Source organism: Chryseobacterium fluminis, from assembly GCF_026314945.1.
GTDB classification, from domain to species: Bacteria; Bacteroidota; Bacteroidia; order Flavobacteriales; family Weeksellaceae; genus Chryseobacterium; species Chryseobacterium fluminis.
The window spans coordinates 1,166,487-1,187,497 of the sequence record NZ_CP111121.1; the positions used below are offsets into that span (position 1 = coordinate 1,166,487).

25 protein-coding genes and 1 pseudogene are annotated in these 21,011 nt (G+C 35.9%); 9 read left to right on the forward strand and 17 right to left on the reverse strand.

Going from position 1 to position 21,011, the window contains the following annotated elements; translation table 11 throughout:
* Window positions 1-47 precede the first annotated feature (47 nt).
* Together ODZ84_RS05320 and ODZ84_RS05325 are read right to left on the reverse strand one after the other, a co-directional pair.
* On the reverse strand, window positions 48-1,508 hold the full coding sequence (locus ODZ84_RS05320) for a DUF3945 domain-containing protein (protein WP_266175959.1): 1,461 nt from the start codon (window positions 1,506-1,508) through the stop codon (window positions 48-50).
* Between the two features lie 98 nt (window positions 1,509-1,606).
* Window positions 1,607-1,888 carry a helix-turn-helix domain-containing protein gene (locus ODZ84_RS05325; protein ID WP_201134281.1) on the reverse strand — a complete coding sequence of 94 codons (282 nt, stop codon included), beginning with the start codon at window positions 1,886-1,888 and terminating at the stop codon, window positions 1,607-1,609.
* Between the two features lie 220 nt (window positions 1,889-2,108).
* Here ODZ84_RS05325 and ODZ84_RS05330 point away from each other — a divergent pair, with 220 nt between their 5' ends.
* Window positions 2,109-2,366: a hypothetical protein gene (locus tag ODZ84_RS05330; RefSeq protein WP_266175960.1), complete on the forward strand. Its 258-nt coding sequence runs from the start codon at window positions 2,109-2,111 to the stop codon at window positions 2,364-2,366.
* A 250-nt stretch (window positions 2,367-2,616) separates the two neighbouring features.
* Here the strand turns inward: ODZ84_RS05330 and ODZ84_RS05335 are convergent, their stop codons facing one another.
* Genes ODZ84_RS05335 through ODZ84_RS05350 form a run of 4 tightly spaced genes read right to left on the reverse strand, consistent with a single transcriptional unit; the run spans window position 2,617 to window position 6,848 of the window.
* Window positions 2,617-4,206, reverse strand: a complete 1,590-nt coding sequence (locus ODZ84_RS05335; protein WP_266175961.1) for an MFS transporter — start codon at window positions 4,204-4,206, stop codon at window positions 2,617-2,619.
* Between the two features lie 2 nt (window positions 4,207-4,208).
* Window positions 4,209-5,255: an HlyD family secretion protein gene (locus ODZ84_RS05340; RefSeq protein ID WP_266175962.1), complete on the reverse strand. Its 1,047-nt coding sequence runs from the start codon at window positions 5,253-5,255 to the stop codon at window positions 4,209-4,211.
* Window positions 5,256-5,265: 10 nt separating this feature from the next.
* Window positions 5,266-6,600: a TolC family protein gene (locus ODZ84_RS05345; protein WP_266175963.1), complete on the reverse strand. Its 1,335-nt coding sequence runs from the start codon at window positions 6,598-6,600 to the stop codon at window positions 5,266-5,268.
* A gap of 11 nt (window positions 6,601-6,611) precedes the next feature.
* Complete coding sequence (locus tag ODZ84_RS05350) at window positions 6,612-6,848, reverse strand: hypothetical protein (RefSeq protein ID WP_266175964.1); 237 nt, start codon at window positions 6,846-6,848, stop codon at window positions 6,612-6,614.
* Between the two features lie 92 nt (window positions 6,849-6,940).
* On the opposite strand from ODZ84_RS05350, the gene ODZ84_RS05355 reads away from it, so the two are divergent.
* On the forward strand, window positions 6,941-7,720 hold the full coding sequence (locus tag ODZ84_RS05355) for a helix-turn-helix domain-containing protein (protein ID WP_266175965.1): 780 nt from the start codon (window positions 6,941-6,943) through the stop codon (window positions 7,718-7,720).
* Between the two features lie 63 nt (window positions 7,721-7,783).
* Here the strand turns inward: ODZ84_RS05355 and ODZ84_RS05360 are convergent, their stop codons facing one another.
* The 4 genes from ODZ84_RS05360 to ODZ84_RS05375 form a co-directional block, all read right to left on the reverse strand.
* Window positions 7,784-8,170, reverse strand: coding sequence for a VOC family protein (locus ODZ84_RS05360; protein WP_266175966.1), 387 nt, complete (start codon window positions 8,168-8,170; stop codon window positions 7,784-7,786).
* Window positions 8,171-8,199: 29 nt separating this feature from the next.
* A complete protein-coding gene (locus ODZ84_RS05365) occupies window positions 8,200-8,964 on the reverse strand; it encodes a helix-turn-helix domain-containing protein (protein WP_266175967.1) in 765 nt (254 codons plus the stop codon).
* A gap of 162 nt (window positions 8,965-9,126) precedes the next feature.
* Window positions 9,127-9,582: a DinB family protein gene (locus tag ODZ84_RS05370; protein ID WP_266175968.1), complete on the reverse strand. Its 456-nt coding sequence runs from the start codon at window positions 9,580-9,582 to the stop codon at window positions 9,127-9,129.
* Between the two features lie 278 nt (window positions 9,583-9,860).
* Entirely contained in the window at window positions 9,861-10,220 is a 360-nt protein-coding gene (locus ODZ84_RS05375; protein WP_266175969.1) for a VOC family protein, read from the reverse strand.
* Between the two features lie 80 nt (window positions 10,221-10,300).
* On the opposite strand from ODZ84_RS05375, the gene ODZ84_RS05380 reads away from it, so the two are divergent.
* The 3 genes from ODZ84_RS05380 (at window position 10,301) to ODZ84_RS05390 (ending at window position 12,222) form a co-directional block, all read left to right on the forward strand.
* Complete coding sequence (locus tag ODZ84_RS05380; RefSeq protein WP_266175970.1) at window positions 10,301-10,657, forward strand: winged helix-turn-helix transcriptional regulator; 357 nt, start codon at window positions 10,301-10,303, stop codon at window positions 10,655-10,657.
* Between the two features lie 39 nt (window positions 10,658-10,696).
* Window positions 10,697-11,266, forward strand: coding sequence for a Crp/Fnr family transcriptional regulator (locus tag ODZ84_RS05385; RefSeq protein WP_266175971.1), 570 nt, complete (start codon window positions 10,697-10,699; stop codon window positions 11,264-11,266).
* A gap of 77 nt (window positions 11,267-11,343) precedes the next feature.
* Window positions 11,344-12,222, forward strand: coding sequence for an NmrA family NAD(P)-binding protein (locus ODZ84_RS05390; protein WP_266175972.1), 879 nt, complete (start codon window positions 11,344-11,346; stop codon window positions 12,220-12,222).
* 274 nt (window positions 12,223-12,496) lie between these two features.
* Here the strand turns inward: ODZ84_RS05390 and ODZ84_RS05395 are convergent, their stop codons facing one another.
* Window positions 12,497-13,270, reverse strand: coding sequence for an SDR family oxidoreductase (locus tag ODZ84_RS05395; protein ID WP_266175973.1), 774 nt, complete (start codon window positions 13,268-13,270; stop codon window positions 12,497-12,499).
* Window positions 13,271-13,390: 120 nt separating this feature from the next.
* Here ODZ84_RS05395 and ODZ84_RS05400 point away from each other — a divergent pair, with 120 nt between their 5' ends.
* Window positions 13,391-13,720: a winged helix-turn-helix transcriptional regulator gene (locus ODZ84_RS05400; protein ID WP_266175974.1), complete on the forward strand. Its 330-nt coding sequence runs from the start codon at window positions 13,391-13,393 to the stop codon at window positions 13,718-13,720.
* Between the two features lie 199 nt (window positions 13,721-13,919).
* On the opposite strand, the pseudogene ODZ84_RS05405 reads toward ODZ84_RS05400, so the two are convergent.
* From ODZ84_RS05405 to ODZ84_RS05420, 3 genes and pseudogenes are all read right to left on the reverse strand, one after another.
* Window positions 13,920-14,653: pseudogene (locus ODZ84_RS05405) on the reverse strand (SDR family NAD(P)-dependent oxidoreductase).
* A gap of 78 nt (window positions 14,654-14,731) precedes the next feature.
* The gene (locus tag ODZ84_RS05415; RefSeq protein WP_266175977.1) at window positions 14,732-15,301 is read right to left on the reverse strand and encodes a Crp/Fnr family transcriptional regulator; all 570 of its coding nucleotides are present in this window, start codon (window positions 15,299-15,301) and stop codon (window positions 14,732-14,734) included.
* 475 nt (window positions 15,302-15,776) lie between these two features.
* The gene (locus ODZ84_RS05420) at window positions 15,777-16,043 is read right to left on the reverse strand and encodes a hypothetical protein (RefSeq protein ID WP_266175978.1); all 267 of its coding nucleotides are present in this window, start codon (window positions 16,041-16,043) and stop codon (window positions 15,777-15,779) included.
* Window positions 16,044-16,434: 391 nt separating this feature from the next.
* On the opposite strand from ODZ84_RS05420, the gene ODZ84_RS05425 reads away from it, so the two are divergent.
* The 3 genes from ODZ84_RS05425 to ODZ84_RS05435 all read left to right on the forward strand — a co-directional run bounded on the left by ODZ84_RS05425 (window position 16,435) and on the right by ODZ84_RS05435 (window position 18,537).
* Window positions 16,435-16,749 carry a DUF2511 domain-containing protein gene (locus tag ODZ84_RS05425; RefSeq protein WP_266175979.1) on the forward strand — a complete coding sequence of 105 codons (315 nt, stop codon included), beginning with the start codon at window positions 16,435-16,437 and terminating at the stop codon, window positions 16,747-16,749.
* 373 nt (window positions 16,750-17,122) lie between these two features.
* Window positions 17,123-17,935: a helix-turn-helix domain-containing protein gene (locus ODZ84_RS05430; RefSeq protein ID WP_323136865.1), complete on the forward strand. Its 813-nt coding sequence runs from the start codon at window positions 17,123-17,125 to the stop codon at window positions 17,933-17,935.
* A gap of 113 nt (window positions 17,936-18,048) precedes the next feature.
* A complete protein-coding gene (locus ODZ84_RS05435) occupies window positions 18,049-18,537 on the forward strand; it encodes a DUF6265 family protein (protein ID WP_266175981.1) in 489 nt (162 codons plus the stop codon).
* Between the two features lie 33 nt (window positions 18,538-18,570).
* On the opposite strand, the gene ODZ84_RS05440 is transcribed toward ODZ84_RS05435, so the two are convergent.
* The 3 genes from ODZ84_RS05440 to ODZ84_RS05450 all read right to left on the reverse strand — a co-directional run bounded on the left by ODZ84_RS05440 (window position 18,571) and on the right by ODZ84_RS05450 (window position 21,008).
* The gene (locus tag ODZ84_RS05440) at window positions 18,571-18,864 is read right to left on the reverse strand and encodes a hypothetical protein (protein WP_266175982.1); all 294 of its coding nucleotides are present in this window, start codon (window positions 18,862-18,864) and stop codon (window positions 18,571-18,573) included.
* A gap of 65 nt (window positions 18,865-18,929) precedes the next feature.
* Complete coding sequence (locus ODZ84_RS05445; RefSeq protein WP_266175983.1) at window positions 18,930-19,703, reverse strand: exodeoxyribonuclease VII large subunit; 774 nt, start codon at window positions 19,701-19,703, stop codon at window positions 18,930-18,932.
* Window positions 19,704-20,330: 627 nt separating this feature from the next.
* A complete protein-coding gene (locus ODZ84_RS05450; protein WP_266175984.1) occupies window positions 20,331-21,008 on the reverse strand; it encodes a type 1 glutamine amidotransferase domain-containing protein in 678 nt (225 codons plus the stop codon).
* Window positions 21,009-21,011: the final 3 nt, after the last annotated feature.

The window sequence follows — 21,011 nt, forward strand, 5'->3', positions numbered from 1 at the left end:
GATTTATTCTTGCTAGGTCGAAGATCCTTAATGGAATGGGGTCTCCATTACATTTTTCTGCCTCTTGATCTGGCAGGTTTTTTCTGCTGCTCCTGTTGCTGCTTGTTGGCAGGCTCCTGCTGTTTGGATTGAAGCGGCTCTTTGATGTTTTTGGTCGATTCATTGGTTTTACCATCAGTATTGACCGCCTTCTGTGTTTTATGGGCTTCTGATGGCTGGGCTTTTTCCTTCAGCTTGTTGGGATTGGTAAAGGAAAAGTCGGTCTTGGCGGTCTCTTTGTTGAAAGTTATGTAGCCCTGATATTCTTTGCCTTTGCTGTCAACAAGACCACTAACATAGACCGTCTCACCTGCCTTGAATTTTTCATACTGCTTGTCATCCAGTTCTTTGTCCCTGAAAACTCTTGGGGGTTCGCTGTTTTTATTTTGATCTTGACTCTGGTTTTGTGAACTGTCTTCTTTTTGAGACTGGCTATGCTGAAGCTTTTGATTGTTGTCGAATATGAATTCAACATAGCGCTTATCGGCATTGAACTGCACAGTAGCATCGAAGGTAGTGCCTTTGGTAGAGGTCATGCCTTCAAGATAGAGAGGCTTGCCTTCTAAAAGGGTTTGTTTCTGATGCTCGTCCAATTGGATTCCTTTGATCTCGTCTGGGATCTTCATATACTCTGCCCTGTAAGCCACCAGTTCATTGGTCAGGCGGTCACGGCTGATGACTGAAGGAATGATCTCATCGGTCTTGGGATTGACCAGATCGACCACCCTTCCCATATTTCCGCTTTCTTTAAGGTTCTTTTTGTCTTCGTCAGTGAATTCATGACCGAGGAACTTGAGGTTGTAGTTCGGCTCCTTCCGGATGCCGTGCAGGTTAACGGCAACTTCACCGTTGTCTGCGGTTTGGAGAGATAGCCTGACATCCATCTTGCTGACCGCTGTTCCCAGATTGATGGTGATGGGAATTAATGTGTTGGTTTTGAAGCCTCTGAGCAGAGGATCCATAGCATTTAGCTTTTCAAGCTTTTCCTGGTTAAGCCCGAATTTTTCCATCGTCTTCCAGTCTATCTGTTCAGGCTGGAAACGGTACTCCTGAGTTTCTGTGTTGTTTTCCATTGTATTCTGATTTTTTGATGGGTTTGTATTTTTTGGTAGGACTTCATATTCTTTCAATTTTTCCTTTTCTTCAAGCGATGCCTGATCGACATACTGCTGAAGGTCTTTGGCTGTGTTGACCGCATCGTATTCCGAGACCTTGAAAAAATTAAAATGCGAAGGGTTTTTAAGCTGCCGGTAGAAATTGGAAAAGAAGTTGGAGAAGAGATCACCGTGCTTGTCAACACGGATCAATTGACCACTTTCCTGCATTTCGTTTGGTGGGAACTTTTGAAGGTTTCCATCTTTGTCCACGCCCTTGACCATTTCGATCTTATTGGTGTCCTTGCTCAAGACCAACAGTGTGTCTGACACTGGCTTGATCTCATCGGCTCCATTCTGTGCTGTTTCTTCCATCACAATTGATTTTGATGAGACGAAAATAGATGTACTTGTGATGGATTGATATAAAATGTTATTGTAGGTAGGTCTTTGGCAGCTGATGTCTCAGTTCCTTATGAACTTAGACATTCCCTGATGAGCTGATGGACATCGGACAGTTTGTAATACAGCTTGCCGCTTATGGTGTAGTAAGGAAGCTTTTTGTCCGTGCGGTAACGTTGTAAGGACCTTGAACTGATCTTTAGAAGTTGTAAGACATCCTGATTGTCTAACAGAACTTCGCCGTCGACCTCAATAAATCGGGATTGGTTTGATGTCGTTTGTTCTTTGAGGATGTCGAATCGTTCCATGATCTTCTCCATCCATGCAATAAATTCTGTTCTTTCGATATTCATAACGTGATTTTTTGATGTTAATAATGATTTGAACAGTTGATCAACTTTTTATTGGGGTAAAGTTGAAAATTGCACATCACATAAAATCACTACCTTTTCGTAGTACCGAAAAGATTTTTAAATTCAGTAATGAATTTTTTGGTTTAATATTCAATATCTACAATAAGATAGGATTAACCGAACAGCTTTTGGAAGTGCTGCTGAAAAATTTACAGAATGTGTGAAGATAAAAATTCCAGAACTCAATGTTTTTTCTGAAATGAAGAGTCGTGTTGAAAATTTAATAAGCGATAAACGTAAAAAGTATGTTCAGCCTGATGTAATTTTTAAAGATGATAATAAAAGTGAAAGTGCATTAGCCATAATTGATGTTAAACAATATAAAAAACCGAATAGATCAAATTTTGAAGCAGCAATAAGGGATTACTGTAAGGCTTTTGAAAATGCAAATATTTTTTTGGTAAACTATGTATGGTAGAATGTCCAGTAATATTAAGTCAGATTTTCCTCGAAAGAATTTTGCCATAGGAAATGTATACCCGCAATCAAATGATCAACTGGAGTTTTTAAGATTGTTGCAGGAAAAATTGCCCAACTCATTACCTCCTGAATTTTTTCCTCTTGAATGGTATGACTTTATTAGTCAAAGACTAATAAAACAACTGTTTAGTGTTTTAATATAAAATTTATCCATAAGAAGCTTTACATACATTCAATGAAAATGATTTTTAATATGGTATATTACCTTTTCGTAATCTCAAAACAACTTTTTGAATTTGTGGTAATAAGAGCAAAACAACAATTACGAAAATCACACCTGTTAACATCAAATCATAATAATCCCTGGTGGCACGAGCCAATATCTGATGACCTATCATTTGATTAAAATAAGCTGAGGATACTGTTTTTGAAGTATAGATATCGCTACCTGAATTATTATATTGATTTTGAATGTCCAGTAAGGTGGTTGGTAATTGAGGGCTGGTTTCCGTGATTGATTCCCGAATCTTTTCTCGAACTCCTGATTTTGCAAATAATTGAAGTTCGTTATTCAATGCCAGACTAGCTGTAAACCCTGTAAACCTAGCCAATATACCAAGAAGCGATGCATTGATAGAAATTTGGGGAGGTGCTGATGAAGTGGTAAATGAAACAATAGGAACAAATAGGATTCCTGTTGCCACACCATAAATAAACATCGGTAGAATGAAATCAATTGTTTCACCCTGTACAGAAACAAATAGTATCATATAAGCATAATAGATCGCCATTATTCCAAAGCCAACAATAATCATCCTTATCAGGTTGTACCCCATCAGGATAAATCTGGAAGTAGTGAACATACTCAATGTAGTTCCAAAAATTACAGCCGTCCATATAGGAATGGTGCTCAGTGGGTCATTTCCTAAAATCACCTCAAGATAGCCGTAGGCAAGTCCTGTACTTCCTTTAAAAATATAAAATGTAAAAAGTAGTAATAGCCCAATGACAAAATTCTTTGTCTTGAAAATCTGCAAGTTGATCAATGGTCGTTTAAGCTTCAATTCTCTAATGATGAAAAGGGAAAGAATAATTAGATCAACGACACTAAGAGTAGTGATTAATGAACTACCGAACCATCCCAATTGTCGCCCGTAGACAAGGATGTATCCTAAGATTAAGATAAAAGACACGTAAAACAGATAGCCTATCCAATCGACCTGATAAAGTGGAATCTTCTTGGTAAATCGAGCTTTACCGTTCATTGTTAGCAAAACAGTAATTGTTAGAATGATGACTATGATTATAAATCCGTAGAATAGCCAGTTATAATCAAAGAAATGAATGACCACACTGGTAAAAATAGAATAGAAAGGAACGGCAATCTGTATGCTGCCATACAGTAGGCTAAAGGCAATCACACGGGCACGTACAGATTGTAACCTTGGAAAAATAAGTTGTAAGACGATGCCTGACATTAATGCACAGGTAATTCCTTGAAAAAACTGGCAACTAACAAACAATGTCCAATCTTTGAAATGAAAACAGATCACAGAACATATTGCATTTACGGCAAGAGCCATCAGTAGATATTTTCTTGGTGCAAAATATTTTACGATACGGAAATCCAATGCTAAGAAAGCTACGGTAGATCCATAGATAACGACCATACCATATTGTACATCGGTAGGCTGTATGCCGTAAAAGCCCATCGTTGCAACCGGACTACCGTAAAAAGCGAAGCTAAACAGACAGGCCATCAGGATAGCAAATATGACGGATCTCGCCACCCATTCGGATACCCAAGATTTGAAAATAGGTATTTTATGTGCTTGCATTATTAATCTTTTAAAACATAAACATTGGCATTCATTCCGGCAGAAAGTTTTCGTAATTTTTCAGGCATATCGATCAGTTTAATTCTTACAGGAATCCGTTGGATGATCTTCACAAAATTACCTGTAGCATTATCTGGAGGTAACAATGAGTAACGTGAACCTGTGGTTGGCGAAAGTGATTCGATAGTACCATTGAATTTTTCATTCGGAAAGGCATCAACTTCTATGGATACTGGTTGTCCGATCTTGAATTTGCCAATCTGTGTTTCTTTAAAATTAGCAATCACCCATTTTTCCTCGGCTTTGTTCACCAAAAAAGCCAATGTTTGCCCGGGTTGTATCAGTTGACCCTCCTGAATGGTCTTTTTACCAATTTGTCCATCAAAAGGTGCAGTGATAAACGTATATCTGATGTCCAATTCCTGTCTTTGAACAAGTGTTTCTTTAATTTTTATCTCTGCCTTTATAGCATTATTTTGAGCTCTAAAATCATTAAGTTTAGATTCTGCTACTTTTAAAGAAGCTTTCGCCTGATCATAATCTGACTGTGCAATGGATAAAGAAGCACTAATGTTGTCGAATTTTTGTTGTGTGGTAGATTCATCTGACAGTAGATTTTTATAACGGTCAAATTCTTTTTGCTGTTGGTTCAATCTCGCTTTAGCTCCTTCCAATTGTGCTTTTATAACCTCAATACTTTTAAGTTGCGTTTCTTCGTTCGCCGTCAAAATCGGTAATTTGGCGTGTGAACTCATGAGTTCTGCTGATGCAGCATCTTTTTTCAGTCCATACTCGTCCAATTCAATTACCACAAGTGTATCACCTTTTTTAACAAGTTGATTGTCCTTGTAGTATATTTTGCTGATATAGCCGCCCACTTTTGCATTTATCGGTGAGAGATAAGCATCTACCTGTGCATCATTAGTCTGTTCAAAGCGATATCCTTTTAAGAAATAGGTAGCTCCCCAAATAATGATCCCTACGAATAATGCAATTCCCAACCATTTGGTTAGGTTTACAATAATTTTATCTGTTTTATTTTTGTTCATAATAGTTGTATTAAAGAATTCCTATAATTGCCAATAGTCTGATATGGGTTACTTTTACGTTTGTTTGTGCTGTTGTCAGATTGAATTTTGCTTCCAATAAAGCATTTTCTGCTTCCAAAAGATCGGTCAGTAGCGATTCCTGATTCAGGTAGCTACTTCTGATAACACGAACGGTTTCGGTGGTTTTAATGATATTATGCTCTGCCGTTTCCACACTCTCCAAAGCCTGCTGTTGCTGTAAATAAACTTCTCTTACCTGAAGATAGATTTCGTCCTTCTTCATTTCAGCTTTTTCTTTAGCCTGACTGCTGACAACTTGGGTACGAGCAATGGTATGTTTGCTTTTGTACAAATTATCGATGGAATACTGGACTTTAATTCCTGTCTGACCAAATCCCCACAAATCGTTTGAGTACGGATAAAAGGAAATTTGAGGATAGTTGTAATTATAATTAGAATACAAAGAAACTTTAGGCAATATCGTAGCTTTCATTTGTTTTACGTTCAGTTCACTCCATTTGATGTCACTAATGGCTATTTTGTATTCTGGAGATTTGTTGAAAGCGATGTCTACATAATCATTATAGTCACCGTCTGTGATAGCGTTTAATTCAATTATATCTTCGGGTTGTATTGTTAATTCAGCATCATTTTTACGCCCCATCAGTATATTGAGCCGTTGTTTAGCGATCTCAATCTTCTTCTTAACGTCGGAAAGACTAAGTTCCAGTTGAGACAATTTCACAGAGATTCTCAGCACATCACTCTTTAGTACGGTGCCGTTTTTATGCAGACTTTCTATTAATCTCAATTGCTTTTTTTCTGCTTCAGTCTCTGCATTAAGAAAATCATAGAAATGTAAAAATTTGTATAAATCAAAATAAGCAATTGCGACATCATATTTTACGCTATGCTTTTGGAGATCCAGTTCATATTGTTTTCGTGTCTCTTCTTCCTTTTTCATGACGATGCTCCTTTTGTCTTTACCGCCATTGTAAAGATTAAAATTTAAGTTGTAGCCTACGCCGTACCCATAGCCTTTTACAGCCACATCCTGTGGAGAAGAGAATAATCCATTGTCATAGATCAGAAATTTAGAATTGAGTTTTAGGTCTGCTCCTACCGAAAGTTCCGGTAACAAACGGTCTTTGGCTTCCAATATTTCTATTGTACTTTGCTGATGATTTAGGTCGTATAGTTTCAGTTGTCGATTATTCATTTCTGCAACTTTCCATATTTCTTCCAAACTTAAAGATTGGACTTTTTCTGTATGTTGAGCGTAAATAGAGGGTGCAAATAACAACATCAGTATGCTCAAAATCAAAACTGTTTTATATTGTTTCATTGGTTTTGTTTTTATAAATGATTGGTTTCTTTCTCTTTATTAACCATTGTTTTTAGCATCTTTTTCAACTCATCAAAAGCAAAGCTTAAATCTATCATTGGCATAAAGGGGCTGGAATAAGCACAAGACAGCCCGTAAATGTTGGCTTTATCAATTTCTTTATTTGGACGAGGTAATTGATGTTCAGATTTTTTCACTTGTGTTTCATGTTCAAAATCTTTGTCGGGTTTTATGATTTTACGTTTCATATTGATTTTGGTACTATTAATACTGCAAAATTATTCAACGCACTTAGCTTCATTTTTATATAATTAGCCTAATATTTGCTATATTTGGCCACATGGATATACTTAGTCAATTAATAAGTAGTGTGGATCAAAATCCCGATTCAATCCTCGTGATGAGACAACAGACGGAGCAGCGTTTACCTGCTCATCAGCACGATAAGGCTCAGTTATTATTGGTTTATGGTGGAATTGCTTACTTGCAAACAGACGAAAAGGATTTCTATATCCCATCTAACCATTACATATGGATACCAAAAAATTATCCGCACAATCTGATGTTTAATACACAGGATTTGTACATTATCAATATTTACTTTCCAGACGAAAAAGATGGTGAATTTTATGATGAACTGGGTATTTATCCCGTTAGTAAGTTGCTGGCAGAGATGCTCTCATTTAGCGAGAAATGGCAAGGTGATTATTACAAAGGTTCGTGGGAATTTGAATTTCTATCCACGCTTAAGAATGTATTATCAAAGGAAAACCTCAAAAAATTCTCCATTCAACTACCTACAACGGACGATCAAAGGCTCAATGCCATAATCGACAGTTTTAGAAATCGATTAAATGAAAATCTAAGTTTAGATCGAATTGCTCAGCAATCAGGAATGAGTGTGAGAAGTCTGACCAGATTATTCCAAACGAAATTGCATATCACTTTTGTTCAATACTTAAAAATGCTGCGGATTATCCGGGCGATGGAATTGATAAAAGATACAAATCTGAATATGACCGAAATAGCCTATGAAATTGGATATTCGAATATAGCTGCATTTAGCAATAATTTTCAGCAGCTGACCAATATGAGACCTACGGAATTTAAAATGAAATAAGCAGTAAGATAATAGTTGTTTTAACTATAATCTTACACTAAAATAACTTATAGTTAAGTTTTATTATCTGATAGTATCCTTAAATGGATCAACACTTATTTCCATCATCAATTTTTCAAAAAAGAAATAGAAACCAAACGTATTTCTAATTTTCTTAGGTTCACTTTCAAATTGTAAGTCAGCTTCTGTTTTTAACTTTTCATAGATATCCCAAACTGCTTGCTCATCCTTCTGATAAAATCCGATGTGGAAATTCTCCGGATATTCAGGCGTATTTTCCTTGTGGTTCAATTCCTGTCCCCAAATAACTAAGGCAAAATTATGGTCATTTTCCAGAACTGCCATTTTGTTGTTTCGATTGACAATTAAACTAAAACTTAAGGCTTTTGTAAATAAATTTATAGCTTTATTTACGTCTTGTACAACGATGTTGATGTGATTTAAATTCATTTTGTTCTTGTTTTAATTACAGAACAAAATTACTTTTCCGGCATCAGGCTAAATTGGATAAATCGGTCGTTTTCGTTTTTATTTAAGATAATTGGTTTTACCCCTGCAAACTTTTTCACTTCCCTTATAAAATGAGATTGGTCTGCATAATTGAGTTGGGGGTAGAAATCCCCATTTTTTAGTTGTTTTAATGAGTTGGAGAAACGGATAATATTGAGATAGGTCTTAAGCGTTACGCCAAACCATTTGTGGAAATAACGGTTCATTTGTCTGCTACTCCAAAAAGTATTTTCTTCGACTTCTTTTACAGTAATTTCTCCTTTTGAATCATAAATGAGTTTAAATAATTTCTTTTTTCGGTTTTCTATTTCTTTGGATAATAACGAAGAAATGACCTCAATAGCCTTATAGTAAAATTGGTTGAAATCGATCAGGTCATCTCTTGAAAATCCCCAGTAATCTGTCGGAAGTATTTTCTTCGTGTTATTTAAATCTGCAAAAGATTGTTTGAAAATATATTCGGCAGCAATGGGGTAAAAGCTGATTGCAAACATTGTAGATTTGGGAAATGGAGGTTTGTTAATGGGAACAGAACATATCCTGGCAACGAAAATTTCAAAATTTCCATTTTCATCGGCTAACAGAAATAAATCTATTTTTCCATCGGGAACTATAATGCCTTCTTTTTCTTCATCAGAGTGGTTTTTTACCATCCAGATGCTTTCCACGATATTGGTTAGCGATTCATCGGGTTGAAGACAGATATATTCTAAATTATTTATTGGGAAACACATTTTTAATTAGCATGAAATAAATATACATTTCACAAAATTACAAATTTGACACCTCGTTATTAAGTCCCATTTTCTTCCAGATATAGTAAAATCATTTGTCAAGTTTTTAATTGATTAGATATACTAAAAAATAAAATTCCAAAAAATATTACTCAAAGAATATTACACAAACTTTCTAATACTTAACATATATCCTAAATGCATTCCTTCGTGATAATTATTACATTCAAATGCATCATTGATGGAAGACAAATGGAAACCGATACCTGTAGTTCGTTCTTTGTAAGTCATAAAAACATTCTTTTTAAAATCTGTTATTGTTAAATCAATGAATGAAGTCAATAACCCTTTAAGTTCAGCAGCTTCTTTTTCAGAAACAGGCTCTGTAGGTTTGGTACCAGACTGATATTTATTAAACAACTCATCTGAAATATATCCTTGTAGGCCAGAGCCTCTATAAATCAATTTTTGTTGTGTTACAATGATATGCCCAATATGCCAGATAAGATTATTGTTGAAACCATTTGGAATTTTGTTAAGCTGATCTAATGAATAATTTTCAAAGTAACTTAAATAGATTCTACGACTTGTTTCCCACGTTTTAAATAATGCTTTCATATTGTTCTATTGAATTTGTAAATATTCTTTATTACATTAAGAGTGTATGCTTGTAGAAATTTGTTCTAACAAAAATACTAAATATGATAAAAATTATAATTTTCAAAAATTGAATTGCTAGGAACAAAGAATCTTAAGAGTACTTTTGTTGATTATAATCCTGCACTAAAGCAATTAGCTTTCGAAGTTGTAAAATTTTCAACCTCGAAAGCTGATTTTTTTATATTTTCATTAAAATACAAATCACAGATAGCACAGCCCAGAGCAATAAATCAGACTTAATTATCATTAAGTTGAAGATATTCAATTATTTTCCCGTCTTTTTGTTCTACTATAAATCGAACACCTGTACTAACTCTGTTAACTGGAATAATTATTCTTTTTGACTCTTTTTCAAGTATTTTCCAAAAAGCTTCCAAATCGTCAACTACAAATATTGCATTAACCAAGCTAGGTATCTCCAGCGCCTCAGGACCGTCCACAGCACCCAAAATAACAAAATGATCCACTAAATTTAATTGATACCCGTCGTGGGCAGCTGAAAGAGAAACATTTTTACCAGTAATTTTTCTATAAAAAGCTACTGTATCTTCAAAATCATCAGTAACAATTGGTAACAATACTATTTTAATTTCCATAAACTTAATTTATAACTTTGCACCAAAGCTATGCTGATGATCAGTAGTACGCAATAACTCATTTTTTTATTAGTAATGTAATGGGAAAGAAAATTAAAGAAAGCTCCACCAACCAGGCCAATAGAAGAATATTATCAGAAAGGTGTAGAGTAAATGATACACTTAGTTTGGTAGGTACACGATGGCTGATGACAATATTATATGAAATTTCATTAGGGAATAATCAATTTTCTACACTAACTAAAAGCATTCCTGAAATTTCGGAACATGTTCTTGCAACTCGTGTAAATAATTTGGTCGAAAACAACTTAATCGAGAAGAATGAAAGAATGAATACGGCTCCTTTACAAATAATTTACTCTACTACTGATAAAGGGAAGCAACTCTTATTACTAGTCGATAGCTTATGCAAATGGGATGGATATTGGAATAGCTAATATCTTGTCATTGAATATAATTGATTAAAAAGAAGATCTGTGTATAAACAATTAGAAAAATATTTTAAAACAAGAACTGAAATTGACGATAAGACACTTTCTTATATTTCCTCATATTTCAAACTTAAAAAGACCAAACGAAACGAATTTCTATTGAAAGAAGGCGAAATTTGCAAACATTACTATTTTGTAAACAGCGGCTGTATAAGACTTTTTAGCGTTAATGAACAAGGAGAAGAGGGAACAAGATATTTTCATTTTGAAGATGCTTTCAGCACTGCTTTACCAAGTCTCATCAAGCAAAAACCTTCATTTGAATTTATGCAGACTATTGAAGCTTCGGAACTTTTAGTCATAAACCGTGACGATTATTTTCATTTAGTTGAAAAAGTTCCACAGTTTGCTTTCGTTTACCGACAAATTTTAGAGTCAGCTTATATCAAATCACAGGAACGTATTTATTGTTTTCAAAAGTTAGACGCCATAGAAAAAGTCCGTTGGGTTTTGACAAATCAAGCGAAATGGCTGACAAGACTATCAAACAAAATGGTTGCCTCGTATTTAGGGCTCACCCCTCAAACATTGAGCAGATTAAAATCGAAGGTCTGAAAATGTGAACATAGAACAACGTTTTCGAAAAATACTCTCATCATCTTTGTACTTCACTAAACAATAAAAGTTCAATTATGATTTTAATAACAACACCAACAGGAAACACAGGTTCAATAATTCTGCAACAATTGGTAGAGCAAAGCCAACAGGTGAGAATTTTTGTTAGAGATCCTAAAAAAATATTAGCCAACATTTTAGAAAAAGTAGAAGTAGCCACAGGTTCTTTGCTGAATGAATCTGAATTCACAGAAGCATTACAAGGCTGTGATACTCTTTATTTTTGTGTTCCTCAAAGCAATACACAAAGAGATGTAAATGCTTACTACGAAGAATTTGCTACAGTAGCTTCAAAAGCAATCAAAAATGCAGGTACAAAAAGAGTTGTTTATTTATCCGGCGGCGGCAAAGAAAGTAATTTACAGGCTGGTCTTATAACAGCACTGCATATAGGCGAAGACATCATCAGTCAATCCGGAGCATCAGTAAGGGCATTGCGTTGCCCGGTCTTCTTTGAAACCCTTTTGTATCAGACTGTATCCCTAAAAAAATCAGGAACATTTTTTTTGCCCATTGACGGAGATTACAAAGCGCCACAAATCGCAGTAAAAGATATCGCATCAAAAGCAGTAGAATTACTAATTGACAAAACCTGGACAGGTATTGAAGGGTTAACAGTTCAAGGTCCGGCAGATTTAAGCTATAATGAGATTGCTTTACAAATGAGTGAATTAACAGGAAAGTCTATTCGTTTTCAACAAGTTTCAAAAGGAGACTATATAAAAACGCTTTTGGAAGACCATCATACAAGTGAAGCATTTGCAAACTCTCTGACCGATATGCTAAAGGCAATTGGTAACGGCTTGTATGACACAGAACCGAGAACAGAGGCATCTACAACACCGACAACAATTAAAGAATGGATGAGTGATAATTTAGTTTCTAAAATAAAATAAAATAAAGCTAAATATAAAAAACATTTGAAATGGCATTGTTACTTGGCCTTGCGTTTTTATTACCGCAATTCTCTTACTTCCTGTTGTGAGGTTTGTAAATAAAATTTTGGTCGGTGTTTAGAAAATAAAATGAATATCTGGAAATCAAAACGGCTTTTAAAGGCAGTCACAAATAAAAAAGCATTGATTTGACCATAACGCCAAATCAATGCTTCCTTAAGCTCTAATGCTAAAGACTCTAAGTCATCCCAGACAGTTTTAAGTTATCACAGCATTAAACGGTTGGTGATGAGCCACCATCTACAGAAATATTGGCTCCAGTAATATATTGCGCTTCCGAAGAGGCAAGAAATGCAACTGCGTTGGCTACCTCCTCAGGTTCTGACATTCTTCCTAGCGGTACTCCAACGGTATCAATAATACTTTGAAAAGTTTCCTCAAAACTCGACCCTGATTTCTGAGCAATATTTTCTATAAACTCATTCATCAGTGGTGTTCTGACAACACCTGGAGAAACAATGTTCACTCTGATTCCTTGGGGTCCTAACTCATTAGCCAATGCTTTGCTATATGCATTCAAGGCAGCCTTGGCAGATGAATAGGACATGGTCATGTCCCAAATCGGTTGTTTTGCTGCGCCAGTAGATATATTGATTATTGTGCCTTCTTTTTGATGAAGCATAGTGGGTAATAGCGCTTTATTGATTCTTACCACTGACATAAAATTGAGTTCCCAGTCTTTGAACCAATCCTCATCTTCCAATGTGCTGAAACCACCTCCCGGACCTAAATTGGCTCCTGCATTATTAACAATAATGTCTATTCTTCCATACTTTTCCAATATCTGTTTTGCAATATTTGCTGCACTGTCTGCCTTAGTAAGGTCAGCGGCAATAAAGTGATGGTTATCAGATTGGTTTTTTGCTTCTGTACGAGCAGTTGTTACAACTAATGCTCCCCATGCACTCAATTTGTCAGCAATAGATTTTCCTATTCCTTTTGTACCGCCTGTGAGCAGGGCTACTTTTCCTTTTAAAGAATCATACATATTTTAAATTATATTTTAAGATTAAGTTGCAAATCTATTTCCATTACTTTACTTTTGCAAGTAGTTACACGATTGTATACTATAGACATCGATGTAACTTTAATTGACAATCAATTATTTATGAATAAAGAAAAAGTTGAAAAACCGGAAAATAAATGTGAGCTTCAGAAAATTCTGGACATTATCGGAGGAAAATGGTCAATGTCAATTATTTATGCGCTGATCCCTGAGAAGAGACGTTTCAAAGAATTGGAAAGAATGATACCCGGAATTAGTACAAGGATGCTTGTCAAGGAACTGAAGAATATGGAAGAAAACGGCATTGTAAATCGTAAAGCCTTTGCAACAGTTCCGCCCACCGTTGAATACACATTAACAAGCAAAGGCAAAAAACTGGAAACCAGCATTAACGAGCTTTACAAATGGGGGCTGGAATATGTGAATGATTGAGAATGGAGAAATAAGCAATCGGATAAGGAAATGATCTCACGTGAAAATGATCATTTAGATTGAATCATATAGTTTTAAAGGTTATCCGTGAGGATAACCTTCGTTATGATTAGTTCTTACACAAGAATTGGTCATTATTAAATATCACGCTTTATCATTATGATCTTTGCAAACTTAAAAGTTTTCATGTGTATAAACTTTACCATGGACATTCCTTTGTTTCAGGATCATGGTCCGCGCTTAAAAACTTCCCAGTCTGAAAATTCTTATCCAGCAATGCATTAACAATCGTAGTAGCAGCATCTTCAGGCGTTCCACTACCTTGATTATTGGTAAGATCAGTTTTTATAAATCCCGGATCAACAAGATTAACCCGGAACTTTGGAAGCTTGTTTGCCAGCGAAATTGTGTACATATTAATCGCAGCTTTTGATACAGCATAAACCATAAATAGATTGGCATTTTCATAATATTTCCAGCTGCTATCGCTATGAAGCTTTAGTGAGCCAATACTTGAACTGATGTTAATAATTTGTGGTTCTGCAGATACTTCTAAGAGATCAATAAATGATCGAACGACTCTTAAAGTGCCGTATAAATTTGTGTCCAAGACTTTTTCAAATTCAGAAACAGTCGCAGACAGAGCATTTTGCGGCATATTGCCAGTAATACCTACATTATTGATGAGTACATCTAATCGATCTGTTTTTTCTCCAAGTTCAATCCGGGCATTTTTTACTGACTCCTCCTTGGTAATATCAATCTGCATAATTTCAGCATGGATTAGTCCCTGAGATTTTAGCTTATCCAATGCCTCTAAACCTCTTTCCCGGCTTCGACAACCAAGATACACATAAAACCCTTTTTGTAAAGTTGTTTTGCTGTAGCGAAACCAATTCCTTTATTGGCTCCTGTGATAAATACTTTCTTCATTTTTTTTACTGATTTAATTTGACTTTGCAAATTTGGGTCAACAAAAAATTAATTCTTTTAACATTTGTGAAAAAGTGTTTAGCGTATCCCTTTTCGTACCCTGCTTAGGGATTGCTGTTTCATTCCCAGGTATGAGGCAATATAGGACAGCGGTATTCGGTTGACCATATTTGGATATGTTTCTAAAAAAGACAAATAGCGTTCGGTAGTATCTTCTGAAATCAATGGACTTCTTCTTTCCAGTTTTTTTGATTTATGACTGATGATGATCTTTTGAATGATTTCATTTAATCCATCGACCGACTGTAGAAGCTCGCTCCAGTCTTTTTTTAAGAAAGCAACAAAAGAGCATGGAGTTATTGCCTGTAAATTTGCAGTATGTGTAACACTTTGACCAGCATTATCCCAATCTGAAAGCCAATGGTTTTCTTCCACAAAGTAATGGGTAACTTCATCTCCTTTATCGTTGTCATAGTAAACACGAAGAATACCGTACTTCAAAAAACCGACATGCTTCGAAGCTTTTTTCGCCTCCCAAAAATACCCGCCTTTTTTCAGCTCCAATTCTATCGACTTGCTTGCTATTAATTCAATGTGGTGCTGTTCAATATTTCCAAACTGCAGCAGAAAATTTATAAATTCGCTCATTAGACAAAGTTAATACAACTTATCGCCGGATAATTACGTTACGGTTAAATCTGAATCTTTTTATCCCTTACATAACATTTTCAGATGCCACTCATCATTGGGTTTATTTTTCCATTCATCAAGAAAATAAACCCTTTGGTCATATACATTATTAGTTTTTTAAGCTACGAATTACTTTTGAGCCAAATAAAATGCGTAGATATGATCTAGATAATTTCAGGGTTATCGCTTTCGGCCTGCTTATCTTTTACCATGTTGGAATGGTATTCGTACCGTGGCCCAACCACATAAAAGACGTTCGAACCTACGAAGGATTTTTTTTTCCGATGCTTTTCCTAAACCAATGGAGGCTTTCAAATAATTGAAAATTTTCATCATTCCATTGCTGAGTTGAAATTTATGGATGATTTTATCATCAAGACAAGGATACGGGTGAAAGAACTAAAAAATATAGAAGAAAACAGCATTGTAATCCTTACAGCTTTGCCAATGTTCCACCGATCCTTGAATATAATTTAACTGTAGGCAGGCACAAGGAAACTACAATCAATTCCTTGAAAACAATAAGAAAGAACATTGATGTAAGCTTGAAATCTTTCGTAGTCTTTGAAGATGGTGCGGCAGTCGCAGGTCTTATCGTTGTAATGGTATTGATGGGAATCAGCCACACTTTCCAGATTCCGTAATTGGACGGGCTAGCCTCGATCATTGTAGGATTGATACTGGTGTTTGTTTCTTTCATTCTGGCAAGGGAGAGCAGAAGCTTATTGATGGGTGAAGGAATAGCCCCAGAAACGAAAGAAAAAGATTGCGAAATTAGCTGAGACAGATACTGCCGTGGTAAGAACAAAAAACATATTATCTACCTACCAGTCACCTGAGGAAGTTGTAATAATGCACATTATCGATTTTGAAGACCATCTTGATACTGAAGAGATCACTAAAGCCATTAAGCGTATTCGTGAAAATATAAAAAGTGAATTTCCATTGGTTCATTTTGTTATTATTCAGCCAGAATAATTGAGACAGCAGACCTTTTTTTATTACGGAAAACCGTAAAAATTGATAAAAGAGCTTTCATACTTTTACAGATATATATTTTTAACGATGAAAAATTAACCTACTTTTCAATTTTGCTATTGATTTTATCATGCAGTGCTCCTTCCCAAAAGAATACACTTACATTCACCAAACAGGAATATATCGGTGAATGGCCGTTCTCTGTCAATGAAATCGAGGTTTATTGTTCCGGATACAAAGAAATTTACGGAAGAACAAACGATGGTAAAATCTATGCTCTTAACGGATCAGCGAAAGGAGCTTCACATAACGATCCATCCATCAGCAAGGTTGAGGAGATCTGGCTAGATGACCCGAAATGGGCAGGTCTGAAGATATCCTATGGAGATTTTATCACGCAGGGGCTGACTATCTGTGAGAATAAATAAATTAATTCGTAATAAACAGGAAAGGTATTTTCTATGTATAGCTTTGAATGGTTATTTAAGATCATAGAAAATCGATCCTTTATTTCGCTTCAAGTAGTGCCGATTTGACTGAAAAGGCTGTCTTTTTATATCCACCTTTACTGTATTTCAATTTGAATCAATCAAAATTATGCAGACAAATGGACAAAAAATAGCACTAGTTTCAGATGCCAATACAGGTATAGGTTTTCAAATCGCTAAAGTCCCTTAAGATAACGACTATAGCTTATAAAATTAAATTGGACGGCAAATATAATAGTATTGCAACCAATTATCTATATTCTCAGATCAAGTTTAGTCTATTTTTTTTATTTTTAGTGAAAATTAAAACCCAATGAATTACCAGACATTTGACCCGCACCAAGAATTGAAGATGGTTATCAAATGCTATTGGACAATGGAAGATTCGGCAGGTGACCGACTTGAAAAGCAATCGATCATTCCAGATGGATGTATGGAAATGATCTTCCATCATGGAGATCTTTATAAGCAATACACTGGTGATGGAAACAGTATGATCCAACCAAGATGTTTTGTCATTGGGCAGCTGACACGGCCGCTTGAAATAGAGCCCACAGGAAAGACAAGTATCTTCTCCGTCCGTTTCCATCCCCATGGCTTTTTGCCTTTCGCTTCCATTCCGATAAAGGAAATGGAAAATACGGCCATTCCATTGGAAAAACTGTTCGGACGGGATGGGAAAGATATTGAAGAGAAAATATTCAATGCGCATTCGGTGCAGGAGAGGATCAATTTGGTCGAAATATTCTTACTGGACAGGCTAGCAAGTTTAGAAACGATCGATCATATTGTGAGATCGACCGTAGAGACCATCTTAACAGGTAACGGTCAGCTTTCCATTGATGAACTTTCCAGTAAGATCGATATCAACCGCAGGCAAATGGAACGTAAGTTTTATCTTGCGATTGGCTTACGTCCCAAACAATTATCAAAGATCATCCGCCTTCAGGCTGCGCTCAAGATGCTGTTGACTAAGGAATCCGCTAACCTTACTTCTTTAGCGCATGCGAACGATTATTATGATCAGTCTCACTTCATAAAAGATTTCAGAGAACTCGTTGGCATCACTCCAAAAGAATTCTACAGAAAGAATTTGAAAATGAGTTCTTTTTTTATCGGAGATTGATCCTGTCGCGTTTTTACAATTTTATTTGCTGGAGATATCGCAACTTCGCATTGTGACCTGATGACCGGACAATAAAGAATTGTATAAAGCGTCATCGATAAAATTAAAATGTGATGACAAAAACAAATTTCGCTCTGGTTGCTGCCTTGTTAATGATTTGCAGCTGTACCGTAAAAAATGCCGCTCATATCAGAAAAATGGAGTGGCTGGTCGGAACCTGGGAGCATAAAACTTCGAAAGGCAGTGTCTATGAGACCTGGCAAAAAGCTGAGAGGAATGAGTTGAGAGGTAGAAGTTATATGATCAAGAATGAGGATACTATAGTATTTGAGACCATACGATTGGCTCAGAATAAAGGAAACTTGTTCTATGTTCCTGTCGTTAAAAATCAAAATGGAGGCGCTCCGATCTGTTTTGAGGGAAAGATAATTTCTGAAACTCAATTGGTCTTTGAAAATAAAATGCACGATTTTCCACAGGTTATTTCTTATACCAAGATTGGTGTAGACTCTCTGAAGGCTGAGATCTCAGGGTTAAGAAATGGAAAAGATGAACGTCGGTACTTTCCGATGAAACGTCTTAAAAAGAGGTTTATATACTAATCCTTAGAGCAGGCTAAAACCTGATCTTTTATGCTATATAAACTTTGCAAGAATAAATCCTATAACCAACGCCACTAAAAATGCGATAATGATCTTCATATAATTGGTTTTGCTGTCTTGGACCTCCTGATTCAGTCTGACATTTTCCTGTTTCAATGTTTCCAAACTGATCTGTAAAGACGATGTCTTTTCATTGATGGCAGACTGTACATTCTTCTCATGCAGAATAGCGATCTCCTTTTTATAGCTTTCCATTTCTGCCTGGCGTTGTTTCTGCTGCTCCTGGAAATTCTTCTGCAGATCATCAAGCTGCTTGCTAGATGTCAACTGAAGCTTCTGAAATTCTTCGTTTCGAATTTTCAGCTGTTCTGTAAAGCTTTTGTTATGGTTCTCTACCTGCTCTTTATAAGTTTTCTGGGCTTCAGTGAATTCTTCATTTTTCTTCTTCGCTGTTTTTCCAAAGTTTCGACCTGTTCTGAAAACTGTTTCGTTATATCTTTTTTCACTTCATCGATGAGCAAAGCCCTTGAGTTCGATCTTTCGTGAGAAAGCTTTTCAGCAATGGCGTGCAATCCTGCACCATAATCGTGGGGTAAATGAAAACGCTTGTCGGCCAGCTTATCCAATAATGTTTCATCAACCGTATGTCCGATAGCCGTTACAGTTACCGGTTTCATTGTTATGAATAATTCGGATAAGCTCAGGTCATTAAATGTTTCCATACTCTGCCGGTCACCTCCTCCCCTGACCAAGGCAACAATATCATAATCCAAAGCTGAGATTTCCTTCAGTTTGTATATGATCGCTGTGGAAGAAGTGATATTGCAGCTGTGATCTGAAATATCAAAATATTTTCGGGAAACATCCAATCCTTCGAAAAAATCCTTCTGGACAATCGCATTATTTCCATAAATGTTAGCGACCCTGACCTTTTCCTCTTTGAGCATCTTATCCCTAATAAGGTTCTCAAGGTCTTTTGATCCTGTCTCCAGTTTTTTCTGGATCAGTCCATACCTTTCCAGTTCTTCTTCGGAGATGGCTTTTTCTTCCTGCTGAACGATCTCGTCCACAACAAAGCGCAGTTCAATCGAAGAATTTTTAATATTTTTCTCAATAAAGCCTCTGAGTGTGTAGACCTCATTATTGGTGATCTTGCTCCTGAGCAAAGATGAAATACGAATCCCTATCGATGTGTGATCACCTTCTGAGAAAAGAAGGTCATAATAGTAGTTCCCGTAGGATTTACCACCATCAAAAGCATACCTGCCTTTCAGATAGATCAGATTGACTGTAGCATTGAGCTTCAGGGCATTGCTGAAGATCCCAATAACTGAAGCTGGTGAATAGATCGGTTATGTGACTTCTTGATCGTCCATATGATTGACTGTCGTTTTAAAAAGCTTGATAGGCAAAGGTATTGCTAATTGCACTTAAATAAAATAGCCGTGTTTACATATCTTGAAAAGGTGAGTTTTAAAACTGAATGCAACTATTCCTATACCTTAAAAAGAATATGGAACGCCTGCCGCTTTCTAATTTTTGGCTTCAACATCAAAACATTTTTATTGCTGTAGAAACAAAAAATCCCCAAATAATATGGGGATAAAAACTAATAACCATGAAAATCTTTATAAAAGTATTTCCTCTACAAAATTACGGAAACTCAATACATTTAAAGATCATCAATGGTGTTAATTGTATTTTAAAAAAGACCTGATTATCCTAATTTTTCCTAAAAAAATGGAATTATTTTACAGCCGAACACCAAGGTCTGATTCTCTGAAATGAAAAAACTAAATAAGTTTCAATAACTCTTCAGCCACCTTCTCAGAAGAAGCAGGATTTTGGCCTGTAATCAATCTTCCGTCAACCACTGCGTAAGGAGCCCAATCTTCAACTTTACTATATGATCCGCCATTCTTTTTCAACATATCTTCAACCAGAAACGGAACTACATCAGTTAACTGTACAGCCTCTTCTTCAGTGTTGGTAAATCCAGTGACGTTTTTACCTTTTACCAAATATTCACCGTCTATTTTTACATCCTTCAAAACTCCGGGTGCATGGCAAACGAATGCTACAGGCTTATCATTGCTGTAAAAATCAACAATTAAGTTCTGAGAAACCTTATCTTCAGCCAGATCCCACAAAGGACCGTGTCCACCAGGATAAAATACTGCATCAAAATCTCCACTTTTGATTTCCGATAATTGATGTGTGTTCTTTAATTTTTCCTTTAGAACATCATCCTTGTCCATTCTGCGAGTAGCATCCGTTTGAGATGAGGGATCTTCACTTTTAGGATCAATTGGCGGTTGACCTCCGTTAGGAGATGCCAATGTAACTTCAACACCTTTGTCAGACAATGCATAATAAGGAGCCGCTAATTCTTCTGTCCAGAATCCGGTCTTCTGTCCTGTATTTCCTAATTCATCGTGACTCGTAAGCACGAATAAAACTTTTTTGCTCATTTT